Here is a 12472-nt window from a genome sequence, read left to right on the forward strand (position 1 = left end):
AGCGCCGTGGACTTCGACGAGCTGGTCCGGCAGGTCCGGGCGTCGGCGGCCCGACTGGGCGCGGACGCCGGCGCACTGACCGATCGCCGGGCCGGTGAGCCGTCACTGCTCCCCGGCTGGAGCCGCGGCCATGTGCTCACCCACCTCGCCCGCAGCGCCGACGCGTACCGGTGGACGCTCGCCCTGGCCCGGACCGGCAGCGCTCCCGGGCCGCGGGCCGACGCCGCCGAGCTGGACCGGCGGTTGCGCGAGGGCGCCGGGCGCGGCGCGGGCGCGCTGGCCGCCGACCTGCGGGACAGCCTGGACGGGCTGCTGCGGGACGCGGCGGAGCTGCCGGTCGGGCGCCGGGCGGTGCTGGTCCCCGCGTTGGCGGGGTGGCGGCACCCGGCCTGGTACCTGCTGTGGCGGGCCTGGCGGGAGCTGGAGGTGCACCACGTCGACCTGAACTCCGGTCGTGCACCGGCCGATTGGCCCGAGGCCTTCGTGCGGCAGGCCCTCACGGAGACAACGGCGACGCTGGGCGCGCGCGGGGTGCCGCTGGCCCGGGTCGAGGCGGCGGACCTCGGACAGGACTGGCCGGTCGGCGGGTCGGGCCCGGTGCTGCGCGGGCCCGGGCACGCGTTGCTCGCCTGGTTCGCCGGGCGCGGTCCGGCGGCGGGGGCGCTGTGCTTGGACGGGGTGCCGGTGGCGGCGGAACAGTCGGCGCTCCCGGCGTTGCCGGCCTTCCCAGCCCTCCCGGCGCTCCCGGCGCTCCCGCCGTGGCCGTTGCCGCCGGTGCCGGGCTGGGCGTGAGGGGACGGCAGGCGCGGGGCCGGGCGTGAGGGGCGGGCGCGCGTCCGGCCGGGCGTGAGCGACCCTCAGGCGCCGGCCGCCCGGTCCTCCGCCTCCCGCAGGGCGGCCGCGATCTCCCGGAAGCCCCGCCGCTCGGCGTGGGTGCGGGCGGTGCTGCCGTCGGCGTCCGGGAGGCGGGGGTCGGCGCCGTGGGCGAGCAGGACGTCGACGATCTCGCGGTGGGCCGGGCCGCCGTCACCGAGCAGGACCGCCTCCAGGAGTGCGGTCCAGCCGAGGTCGTTGACGTGGTTCACGTCGATGTCGGTCTCCGCGAGCACCGCGCGCACGTAGCCGACGTGGCCGCGTTCGGCCGCCGGGATGACGGACACGCCGCCGTAGCGGTTGCGCCGGGCGAGGTCCGGCCCGCCGGGAAGGAGCGCCCGCAGCATCGGCACGCTGCCGGTGATGCCGGTGACCAGCCACGGGCTGTTCAGCTGCGGGTCCTGGGCGTTGACGTCGGCGCCCGCCCCGACCAGCAGTCGGGCGGCGGCGACCCGGTCGGCGAAGGCGGCCCGGAGCAGCGGGGTGCGGCCTTCGGCGTCCCGTGCCTCGACGTCCGCGCCGGCCGCCAGGGCCGCCCGGACGGCGTCGGGGTCGCCGTGCGAGGCGGCGTCCAGCAGGGCGCGGTCGGCGGGGGACAGCGGTCGGTCGGTCATGGCGGGCTCCTGTGGCGGTCGGCGGGATGCGGCACCAGCCTGCCGCGTCCGGGGGTCCGGTGGGGTCGGCGGGTCGGTCGGCCCCGTCGAGCGGAACGGTGGACGGCCGGGTCGACCGATCGGTTGACCCGGCCGCCGCCCTTCACCAGGAGAGTGGGAAGCGGACCGGCCACCAGGAGCGTGGGTGGCGGCCGGGTGTCCGCCGATCCGGCCGGCCCCGGAAGGGGAACCGCCGAGTGATCAACAAACTGTTGAGGAAAGGGTAGGGTCTTTTGCCTGTTGGACACGGCGCTGGACACGGCGCTGGACACAGCGCTGGACGAACCGCCGGCGAAGGCGTCGGACGGGCGACCGGCCGAACCGCCGTCGCGTCAGGTCACGAGGAGCAGCCGATGAGCACCCCGACCGTCACCGTCTTCCGGGACGTCCGTCCCTTCGGCGCCCCCGGGGCCGTCGACCTGATCGCCGTGGACGGTGTCCTGGCCGAACGCGTCCCGGAGGGCGTGGTGCCGAGGGTCGTCGAGGGCGCCGGACGGATCGCGCTGCCCACCCTGGTCGACGCGCACATCCACCCCGACAAGACGGCCTGGGGCGAGCCCTGGTACAGCCGCCGCCCGGCCGGATCGCTGCCCGAGTACGTCCGGGGCGATGTGGACCTCGCACGCCACCAGCGCACCCCGCTCGCCGAGCGGGCGCACCGCCTGCTGGCCCACGCGGTGACCCGGGGCACCCGCGCCGTGCGCGCCCATGTGGACGTCGCGCCCGCTTTCGGGCCGGCCGGGGTGACCGGGCTGGCGGAGGCCCGGGAGCGGCTGGCCGGTGCGCTGGACGTGCAACTGGTCGCCTTCCCCCAGCACGGGGTGCGGCGCACGCCGGGTGCGGCCGCGCTGCTGGCCGAGGCGGCCGCGAGCGGGCTGGTCGACGCGATCGGCGGGATCGACCCGGCCGGCTTCGACGGCGGACCGGACGGCGAGGGGCCCGCCCAGCTGGATCTGCTGTTCGGCCTCGCCGAGGAGCACGGCCTGGAGCTCGACATCCATCTGCACGACCGGGGCGGGCGCGGCCTCGGCCCGCTGCACGAGATCGCCGAACGGACCCGTGCGGCCGGGCTCGCCGGCCGGGTCGTGGTGAGTCACGCCTTCTGCGTGCCCGAGCTGACCGGCCCGCCGCTGGCCGAACTCGCCGCCCTGCTGGCCGAGTCGGGGGTGGGCCTGACCACTGTCGCGCCCTCGGCCCACCAGGTGCTGCCGTTCCGTACGCTGCGCTCCCACGGCGTGCGGGTGGGGCTGGGCTCGGACGGCGTGCGCGACTCCTGGAGCCCGTACGGCAACGCGGACATGCTGCACCGGGCCCACCTGCTCGGCTGGACCACCGACGCCCGCACCGACGAGCAGCTGGCCGACTGCTTCGCGCTGGCCGCCGACGGCGGCGCCGAACTGCTCGGCCTGCCGGCGGTCACCCTCGCGCCCGGCTCGCCGGCCGACTTCATGCTGCTGACCGGGGAGTGCCTGCCGCAGCTGGTGGTCGACCTCCCGCCCCGGGAGCTGGTCGTCCGCGCGGGCCGGGAGGTCGCCCGCGACGGCCGTTTCACCGGCTGAGTCCGGGCCGACTGTCCGCCGGTCGGCCCGGTCCGGCCGTCGTCCTCGTCCGTCGGCTTGATCATCGGACGTCAAGTTGTCTGTACAGCTCGGGGTTTCTTGACCGACACCGACTGGCCATCGGGCGCTGCCGCTGCGTCCACCTGGGTCTCGTAGACCTGACGGGTCTGGCACGAACGGCCAGTCCCGGGCCGGTACCGAAGGCCCAGGGTCCGTCAGCAAGGAGCCCCACCCCCATGAGTCCGAAGCCCGAACTGTCGCGCCGCAGCCTCCTCGGCGGCGCGGCGGCGGCCGCGGTGCTGTCCGCCCTCCCGCTCAGCGTCCAGCAGGCCCTCGCCGCGCCCGCCCGCCCCGGTCGTCTCGCGGACATCCAGCACGTCGTGGTGTTCATGCAGGAGAACCGCGCGTTCGACCACTACTTCGGCACCCTGACGGGCGTTCGGGGATTCGGTGACCGCACCGCCGTGCGCGGCGTCGACGGGCGGTCGGTGTTCCACCAGCCGGACCCCGGCCGCAAGGAGGGCTACCTGCTGCCCTTCGCGATGAACGCCGCCCACACCAACGCCTACCAGCAGGGCGCGCCCGCGTTCGGCTTCGTCGACTCGATGAACGCCTGGAACGACGGCCGGGCCGACGGCTCGGTCACCCGCCGCTCCTCGGGCTGGCTCGGCCAGGGCTACTACGAGTCCGCGGACATGCCCTTCTACCACGCGCTGGCCTCAGTGTTCACCGTCTGCGACGCCTACTACGCGTCCGTGCAGTGCAACACCAACACCAACCGCGAACACCTGATGACCGGGACGAGCGGCGGGACGGTGCGGGACACCCCGGTGACCGACAACACCGAGATCCCCGGCGGCTACGAGTGGACCACCTACGCCGAGCGCCTGGAGCGGGCCGGCGTCAGCTGGAAGACCTACCAGGCGCTGGACAACTTCGACGACAACGCGCTCGCCTGGTTCGCCCCCTTCGTCAAGGCCAAGCCGGGTGAGCCGCTCTACGAGCGCGGCATGCGCGCCGTCGGCGACCCGGCGAAGAAGAACGACCCCTTCGCGATGGGCGACGCCCTGGTCGACGCCTTCACCGCCGACGTCCAGGCCGACACCCTGCCCCAGGTCTCCTGGATCGTCGCCCCGGCCGCGCTCTCCGAGCACGCCAACTACGCGCCGCCGAACGGCGAACACCTCACCGCCCGGCTGCTGTCGGCGCTGGCCGCCAAGCCGGAGGTGTTCCAGAAGACCGTCTTCATCCTCAACTACGACGAGCACGGCGGCTTCTTCGACCACCAGCTGCCGCCCGTCCCGCCGCTGGCCGCCGGGCGCGGCAAGTCCAACGTCCCGGTGGACGGCGAGGTCGTGGTCCGGGTGAGCAAGGGCGGCAAGACCTACCACCGGGTGGTCGGCCAGGACGGCCGGTACCGGGTGAAGGCCGCCGACGGCTCGCTGACCTGGTCCGACAGCCTGCCCGCCGGGGAGACCCTGGTCTCCGGCCCGTACCCGATGGGCCTGGGCGTGCGGGTGCCGATGGTCGTGGTCTCGCCGTGGACCCGCGGCGGCGTGGTCGACTCCACCGTCTACGACCACACCTCGGTGCTGCGCTTCCTGGAGCAGCGCTTCGGCGTCCAGGAACCCAACATCAGCCCCTGGCGGCGCTCGGTGTGCGGCGACCTGACCGACGTCTTCGACTTCTCCGGCCGCAACCCCGTCTGGCCGCAACTGCCCGACACCAGCGGCAACCGGCAGAAGGTGGTCGACACCGGCAAGCTGCCCGCCCCCACCGTGCCCAGCCCCCAGACCTTCCCGCAGCAGCAGCGCGGCACCCGCTCGGCCCGCCCGGCACCGTACGACCTGCTGGTCAAGCCCCGGCTCAAGGGCGACGAGCTGACCCTGGACTTCGTCAACCAGGGCCGCCAGGGCGCGGTGTTCGCGCTCTACCCGGCCCCCGGCGAGGCGCCCCGCTTCTACACGGTCGCGGCGAAGAGCCGGCTGTCGGACGTCTGGAAGGTCGGGCCGCAGGGCTACGACCTGCGCGTGCACGGCCCCAACGGCGCGCTGTGGCACCTGCGCGGCGACACCGCCTCGGCGTACGAGGTGTCGCTCTCCGAGGAGCGGAACGGCAAGGTGCTGGAGGTCGACGTCATCAACCGCTCGCGCACCGCCCAGACCTTCCTGGTCGGCGACCTCGCCTACGGGGACGGGCTGCGCGAGGTGCGGGTCGCGGCCGGGGACGACCGCACCGTCAACCTCGCCGTGGGGCCGGAGGGTTGGTACGACGTCGCGGTGGGCGTGCTCGGCGACCTGTCCTTCCGCCGCCGCATCGCCGGCCGCTTCCCGTGGGACGACCGGACGGTGACCGACCCGGCGCTCGGCCTGGCCGACCCGCTCACCGTCGGGGTCGCCCTCGGCGCCGCCTCCGGCACCATCGACGAGCCGGTGCTGCTGCCCGGCCGCCCGGCCAAGGTCACCGCGACCTTCACCGCCACCGCCGCGCTCACCCGCTTCGAGGCGCAGCCGGTGCTCCCGCCCGGCTGGACGGCCGCCGTCGTCACCGCGCCGCCCGCCGCCCTCGCCGCAGGCGCCACCGCGACCGCCGTCTGGGAGGTCACCCCGCCCGCCCAGCTGCCCGCCGGGGCCACCCACCGTCTGCTGGTCACCGCGCGCGCCCTGGCCGGCGGGCGCTTCGCCGTCGCCGACGGCGAGATCGCCGCCCGGCCCGCCCCGGCGATGACCGGTCACCTGCTGGACGAGGACTTCGAGTCGCTGGCCGGCGCGCTCCAGCCGGAGGGCGGTGTGCTCGGCTGGACGGCCCAGGCGCCGAAGGGCTGGTCGGTGGTCAACGCCCCCGGCATGCCGCAGGGCACCGTACGGCTGCAGGGCTGGACCTTCCACACCAAGCGCGAGTGGACCGTCCCGGCCGGCCAGGACCGCGGCAACTTCACCCGCGCCCTCGGCATCGTCGCCGTCGCCGACCCGGACGACTGGGACGACACCGGTTCGCCCTCCCGCAAGGGGGTCTTCGACTCCACCCTGGTCTCGCCCGCCGTCAGCATCCCGGCCGGGACGGACACCCTGCACCTGGCCTTCGACTCGCACTACCGGCAGGAGGCCCCGCAGAAGGCGTCCGTCACCGCCGTGTTCGACAACGGCACCGAGACCCGGCTGGTCTTCTACAGCTCGGACGCCACCGGCAACGACAACGCCGGCAAGGACGTCCAGAACACCGCCGTCGTCCGGCAGATCGCGGTGCCGGCGGGCGCGCGGACGGTGACGCTGAAGTTCCGGATGTACGACGCGGGCAACAACTGGTACTGGGCGGTGGACCACATCCGGCTGGACAGCCGCCCGATCACGGGCTGACCGGAGGGCTGAGCACAGGCCTGGTTCACGCCCCGGTTCACGTGCCCCGGTTCACGCCCGGGCTCATGCCCTGCTTCACGCCCGGGCTCATGCCCTGCTTCACGTCCGGGCTCATGCCCTGCTTCACGCCCGGGCTCGTGCCCTGCTTCACGCTCCGGCGCGGGCCTGGCGCAGCAGGTAGGCCCCGGAGGCGGCGGCGAGCAGGGCCATGCAGGCGGCGAAGACCAGGCCCGCGTGGGCCAGGCCGAGCAGCCCGGTGAGCAGGCCCACCCCGATCACCGGGATCGAGATGCCGAAGTAGGCCACCACGAAGAGCGCCGAGAGGGCGCCGCCGCGATGCTCCCTCGGGCTCGCGGCGGCGACCTCGCCCACCGCGCCGCGCAGCCCCATGCCCTGCCCGGCGCCGCCCGCCAGCGCGGCGAGCACCAGCGGCGGGAACACGGCCCAGGCGAGCGAACCCGCCAGCAGCGCCAGCCCGACGATCAGCACCAGGCACCCCAGCGGCACGGCCCGCGCCGTCCCCAGCCGGGGCACCAGCAACTGGCCGAGCGTGGAGGCCAGGAAGGCGAGGAACACCACCACGCCGACGGTCGCGCGGTTGTGGACGCCCAGCCCCTCGGCGAGGAAGGCCGGGCTGACCGAGGTGAACAGCCCCAGCAGCGAGAACCCGGCGAAGGCGGCGATCCCGGCCGGCACGAACACCCGGCGGACCTCCGGCGGCAGCGCGGGCCGGTTCGGCCGCGCCGTGCGCAGCGGACGGGCACCCGCCACGGTCTCCGGCAGCCGCAGGACGATCCCGAAGGAGCCGGCCAGCAGCACCAGGTGCACCGCGAACGGCAGCACCAGCGGGTGCGGCGCGTACTGGGACAGCAGACCCGACAGCAGCGGCCCGCACCCGAGGCCCCCCATGTTGGCGGCGGTCGCCACGAAACCGGCCCGGCCCTGCTGCCGCGGCGGGGCGAGCTCCAGCACGTACGCGGTCGCGGTGCCGGTGAAGAGCCCCGCCGAGAGGCCGGACAGCAGCCGGCCGAGGCAGAGCAGTGCCACGCCGTCGGCCACCAGGAAGACCACCGCGCTGGCGGACGCGCAGGCCAGCCCGCAGAACAGGACGGGACGGCGCCCGACGGTGTCCGAGACGTTGCCGACCAGCAGCAGGACGCCGATGACGCCGAAGGCGTACACGGCGAACACGACCGTGACGGTCAGCTCGGAGAAGCCCATCCGCTCCTGGTACAGCCCGTACAGCGGGGTCGGCAGGGTCGTTCCGGCCATGCAGACGGCAAAGGCCAGGGCGGCCAGGAGATAGCCCGTCCGGGTGACTGCGGGCTGAACAGTCCGATGATCGGTCACCAGCACACGATAGGCGCGTCACCCGTCCCGCCCCAGGGCACACCGGCGCGCGCTGGGCCGACCGGCGGTACGCCACCGGGTGACGACCCGGATGGGACCGGCGCCACACCCATGAACGGAAAATCCGACTGGAACCGGCGCGGGCAACGGGGTGGTGTACAACACCGGGGAGCGACAGCCCCTTCAGCAAGGAGCGACAACCCCTTTCGCGTGCGGAGCAGTGGGTCCGCCGCGTCCACCGACCGGAAGGCGAGGAACACGCGGGATGACGGACGTCGACACCGGACTCGATGCGGCCGGCTCGGCCTCGGCGACGGCCGAGGCCCCGGGGACGGCTCCGGCACAGGGGTCGGGCTCGGCTCCGGCTCCGGCTCAGCGTTCGGGGCCGGAGCGGGGTTCCGCGTCGGCCCAGGGGGTGGGGGTGGGGGCGGCCGCCGCCGATCGGCCGGTCAGCGTATGGCGGCAGCGGAACTTCCAGGCCCTGTGGTCGGCCCACACGGTCAGTCAGTTCGGCACCCAGATAACGTTCTTCGTCATCCCCGTGCTCTCCCTGACCACCCTCTCCGTGTCGACCGGCCAACTCGGCCTCATCTCGGCCATGGAGAGCCTGCCCTTCCTGCTGATCGGGCTGCAGGCGGGCGCGTTGCTCGACCGCTGGGACCGCCGGCGCGTGATGGTGGTGACCGACGTCGGGCGCGCCGTGGCCCTGGCCCTGCTGCCGATCGGCTACTTCCTCGGCCTGCTGACCGTCCCCCTCCTCTGCCTCGTCGGCTTCGTCATCGGGCTGTTCACGGTGTTCTTCGACATCGCCAACCAGGCGTTCCTGCCGACCGTCGTCGCCCGGGAGCAGACCCCGGACGGCAACAGCCGACTGGAGTTCTCCCGCTCGACGGCGGAACTGGCGGGCCCCAGCCTGGGCGGGCTGCTCCTCCAGGCCGTCGCCGCGCCCCTGATCCTGGTGGCCAACTCGCTGAGCTACCTGCTCTCCGCGCTCCTCCTCGGACTCATCCGGACCCCCCGGCCGGAGGCCGTCCAGGCCCCGGGGAGGACCAGGATGCGCACCCAGATCGCCGAGGGGCTGCGCTTCGTCTTCCGTCACCGGACCCTGCGGTCCCTGGCTCTGGCGACCGGCATCAGCAATCTGGTGGGACTCGGCGGCGCGCTGGCCGCCGTGCTGACCGCGTTCGCCATAAGGGACCTGAAGCTGTCCCCGGGTCAGCTCGGACTGGCCCTGACCGTCGGCAACTGCGGCGCGCTGCTCGGTGCCACCGTCAGCGGCCGCCTGATCAGGCGCGCCGGGCTCGGCCGGGTCCTGCTGGTGGCCAAGTCCATGTCGGGCATCGCCGTGCTCATCCTGGCCACCGCGGCCCCGGCCCGGGCCGTACCCACCCTGATCGCGGCCACCGGGATCATGGCCTGCGGCATCACCGTCTACAACATCGGCCAGGTGAGCCTGCGCCAGGCCATCACCCCCAGCGGCATGCAGGCCCGGATGAACGCCTCCGTCCGCTTCGCGATCTGGGGCACCCGGCCGATCGGGGCGGTGGCGGGCGGCTACCTCGGCTCGGTGCTCGGCACCCGGCCCACCCTGTGGCTGATCGCCGGAATCGGGCTGCTGTCCTGCCTGCCGCTGATCCTGACCGAGGACGTCCGGCGGCTGCGGGCCTTCCCGGTCCTGCCGCCCGAGTGACGGGTGTCGGGGGTCGGGTGTCTGGGGTCGGGGGTCGGGCCGGGCCGGTTCGTCGTCACAGGAAGGTGAGGGCGTCCTTGAAGAGACGCCAGAGCTTCTGCGGGACGGTGGCCGTGGTGCGCCAGTTCCTCTCCGCCTCGACGCTCGCGCGGGTCACGGCGAATTCCTTGCCCGTGGTGCGGACGATGTCGATCCGGTAGGTGCCCGCCGTCAGCAGGTTCATCCGGTAGTGGCCGACGCCGAGACGGGCGGCCGCCTCCTCCATGGTCATCCAGGGGCCGTCCGGGGGCAGGCCCCGGTAGGGGAAGGGTATCTGCGGCAGGTCGTCGGTCCATCTCTTCACCAGGGCATTCTCCACGATCGGTCGACCCCGAACCAACTGGTCGGCGACGCCTCTGATATCACTGGCGGTCGGTGATCGGCAGGGGGACGGCAGCGGAGGGAGCGGGGTCCGAGTGGTGGGCGGCGACGGGGAGTACGGCGGACCTGGCGGACCCGGTGGATCCGGCGGGTACTGGGATCCGCTGCCGACCGCCCGGCGGCTGCTCGCCGGGGAGCCGAGCCTGAACTGTTTCGACGGGGAGTGGGAGGAGCGCAACTGGCGCAACGTCCCCGGGCCGTTCTACGGGGCAGGAACCGACAGCCTCCAGGTCGGCCGGCTCGACGCGCCGTTCCACCTCGCCTACGACGACTCCCTGGGACCGTTGCACGGCCGGGAGTTCGTCTACCGCCAGCCGGTCGACCCGGAGCAGGTGGGCGACCTGTTGGAGGGTTGCGCCTTCGGCGGCTACGCGATGGACGGCGACGACCACTGGACGGTCCCGGCGGTGCGCGCGTGGTGGCAGGAGCGCGGGCGGGTGCGGGAGTGGGCCGTCACGACGTCCCACCGGTGGTCGCGGGTTCGCGGGCAGTACCGCGAGCACTACCGGGACGCCGCCCAGGGGCTGCGCGACTACATCGCCCACCTGGACGACGGGTTGGAGGACTACCTGCGCGGCTACCTCTTCCGGCTCGGTGAGGGCCGTCCGTCGGGCGCGGGCGAGTCGCTGCCGTTGTTGGAACCGTCCCGGCCCCGGCCCCGCTCCGGGACGACGGCTGCGGCGACTGCGACGGCTGCGACGGCGACCGCACCCCCGGCGCGGGCCGACGACGGGGCGCCGTTGCTCGCCGGGTACTTCGTGGCGGTTCCCGAATCGCTGGTGGGGGAGAGCCTGCCGAGGACGGAACGGTTGACCACGGCCTCCGACTGCCTGATCGACCGGTTGCCGCTGGACGGCTGCTGGTTCGACACGGCGGAGGAGGCCCGGACGGCCTGCGCCGGGGTCCAAGTGCCGGATGCGGCACGGCTGTACGCCCTGATGGTGCCGGGCCGTCACGTCGCCGGGTTCGTCTCCGACATCCGCGCGGCCGCGACGTACGAACCGGTGCTGCTCGACGCCCTCGACGGCCCTGCCGGAGGCGGACGACCGGATGGTGGGGTGGCCGATGGCGCGGTCGCCGAGGGCGGGAGCGGGATCGGGTGGGAAGTGCTCGGCTACGACCACGGTCTGCTGCACAGTTGGCTCTGCAACGGCCTGTACCGGGACGGCGTGCGTGAGCTCGGCGTCGACATCGACGGGCGTGGACTGCTGTCCGGTCAGGACGTCGCCGAGCGGGTGGCCGCCTGGGCCAACGCGCGGGACGACACCAAGCCGGTCACCTGGTTCCCCGCCCTGCTGGTGGAGTGGGATGCCAGGATCGAGAGTCGGTTCGTCCCGATCGTCCCGAGCACCGGTGGATCGGACCGGTGTCCTCCGCAGCCCTGGTACCGACGGCTCGTCGGGCGTGGTGGGCGTGGTGGGTGGGGTGGGTCCGGAGGTTCCGGGTGAGGCCGGTGCCGGGGGCCGGGGTGCTGTCCGCCGCCGGTGACGGATGGCCGGGCGGACGGTTCGGTCAACTCGTCTTCGCGGGGCGCTCCTTGGACTCGATCCTGCCGAGCGGTCGGGTTTCGGCCGCGAGCCGGTCGCGGGCGGTCGACCAGGCGGGGTTTCCCGGGTTTCCCTGGTGGAGCGCGGTGCGCAGGTAGGCCGTGGTGAGGTGCTGGACGGCGGCGACGCGTTCCGGACTCTCGTCGGTGGTCTCGGCGACGTCGTAGCCGGAGACCCCGCCGAGTCCGTGTCCCGCGCCGAACAGGGTGAGCAGGGACTTCGGGCCCGGGGCCAGCAGGTAGGGGTCGGCGTGCCAGGCCGGGCCGCGGACCGTCAGGTGGGGGGAGGGGTCGTCGTCGCCGACGACCACCAGGGCGGGCGCGGTCATCGTGGAGAAGTCCGTGGTCAGGAAGAACGGGTAGTTCTCGGCGGTGGCGCGGGTGAGGGCGTCGCCGCCCCGACCGGGGGCGGCGAGCAGGACGCCGGCCGTGATCCGGGGATCCCTCAGGTCCACCTCGGTGCCGTCGTCGGGGTCGGTGAGCCGGGCGCCGAGCAGCAGGGCGGCGGTGTGCCCGCCCATGGAGTGCCCGGCCACGGCGACCCGGTCCCGGGCCAGGCGGCCGCGGAGCCCGGGTACGGCGCTCTCGATCAGGTCGAGGCGGTCGATGATGCGGGTCATGTCCTCGGCCCGTGACCGCCAGAACAGGGGAGCGCCGGGGGTGCCGGGGTCCAGGCGCAGGGACCGGGAGCTGAGGTGGGTGGGCTGGACGACGGCGAAGCCGTGCGCGGCCCAGTGGTCGGCGAGCGGGGCGTAGCCGTTCAGCGAGGAGAGGTGGTTCGAGGGGCCCTGGCCGTGCGAGAGGAGGATGACCGGCAGGTCGGTTCCGGTCATCGGGGCGGTGACGCGCAGGTGCAGGTCCACGGCGCGGCCGGGGGCCGGCAGGACCACCGGGCTGACCGAGAGGATCGGAACGGGCTCGGTGGCGGTGCCGGCGGAACCGGCGGGGTTGGCGGGGTGGGGCGACGTGGTCATGAGGGCTTTCCCTTTCCGTACGTCGATCGGAGACAAAGCGGAACCATGTTC

The 12472-nt window shown here is 74.3% G+C and carries 9 protein-coding genes; 5 read left to right on the forward strand and 4 right to left on the reverse strand.

Features of this window, described 5'->3' with window-relative positions:
• Positions 1-6: 6 nt before the first annotated feature.
• On the forward strand, positions 7-792 hold the full coding sequence (locus AB0O91_RS06285) for a maleylpyruvate isomerase family mycothiol-dependent enzyme (RefSeq protein WP_363428441.1): 786 nt from the start codon (positions 7-9) through the stop codon (positions 790-792).
• A gap of 65 nt (positions 793-857) precedes the next feature.
• Here the strand turns inward: AB0O91_RS06285 and AB0O91_RS06290 are convergent, their stop codons facing one another.
• Positions 858-1487: an ankyrin repeat domain-containing protein gene (locus AB0O91_RS06290; protein ID WP_363428443.1), complete on the reverse strand. Its 630-nt coding sequence runs from the start codon at positions 1485-1487 to the stop codon at positions 858-860.
• A gap of 392 nt (positions 1488-1879) precedes the next feature.
• On the opposite strand from AB0O91_RS06290, the gene AB0O91_RS06295 reads away from it, so the two are divergent.
• Positions 1880-3085, forward strand: coding sequence for an amidohydrolase (locus AB0O91_RS06295; protein WP_363428445.1), 1206 nt, complete (start codon positions 1880-1882; stop codon positions 3083-3085).
• Between the two features lie 236 nt (positions 3086-3321).
• Positions 3322-6441: a phosphocholine-specific phospholipase C gene (locus AB0O91_RS06300; protein ID WP_363428447.1), complete on the forward strand. Its 3120-nt coding sequence runs from the start codon at positions 3322-3324 to the stop codon at positions 6439-6441.
• A gap of 147 nt (positions 6442-6588) precedes the next feature.
• Here the strand turns inward: AB0O91_RS06300 and AB0O91_RS06305 are convergent, their stop codons facing one another.
• Entirely contained in the window at positions 6589-7713 is a 1125-nt protein-coding gene (locus tag AB0O91_RS06305; protein WP_363428587.1) for an MFS transporter, read from the reverse strand.
• Between the two features lie 343 nt (positions 7714-8056).
• Between AB0O91_RS06305 and AB0O91_RS06310 the strand changes: the two genes are divergently transcribed.
• The gene (locus AB0O91_RS06310; RefSeq protein WP_363428449.1) at positions 8057-9481 is read left to right on the forward strand and encodes an MFS transporter; all 1425 of its coding nucleotides are present in this window, start codon (positions 8057-8059) and stop codon (positions 9479-9481) included.
• Between the two features lie 55 nt (positions 9482-9536).
• On the opposite strand, the gene AB0O91_RS06315 is transcribed toward AB0O91_RS06310, so the two are convergent.
• Positions 9537-9824 carry a hypothetical protein gene (locus AB0O91_RS06315; RefSeq protein ID WP_363428451.1) on the reverse strand — a complete coding sequence of 96 codons (288 nt, stop codon included), beginning with the start codon at positions 9822-9824 and terminating at the stop codon, positions 9537-9539.
• Positions 9825-9936: 112 nt separating this feature from the next.
• Between AB0O91_RS06315 and AB0O91_RS06320 the strand changes: the two genes are divergently transcribed.
• Positions 9937-11349: a hypothetical protein gene (locus tag AB0O91_RS06320; RefSeq protein WP_363428453.1), complete on the forward strand. Its 1413-nt coding sequence runs from the start codon at positions 9937-9939 to the stop codon at positions 11347-11349.
• A gap of 64 nt (positions 11350-11413) precedes the next feature.
• Here the strand turns inward: AB0O91_RS06320 and AB0O91_RS06325 are convergent, their stop codons facing one another.
• Positions 11414-12421, reverse strand: coding sequence for a chlorophyllase (locus tag AB0O91_RS06325; RefSeq protein ID WP_363428455.1), 1008 nt, complete (start codon positions 12419-12421; stop codon positions 11414-11416).
• Positions 12422-12472 lie beyond the last annotated feature (51 nt).

Origin of the sequence: Kitasatospora sp. NPDC089797, from assembly GCF_040684795.1 — a bacterium.
GTDB lineage: Bacteria > Actinomycetota > Actinomycetes > Streptomycetales > Streptomycetaceae > Kitasatospora.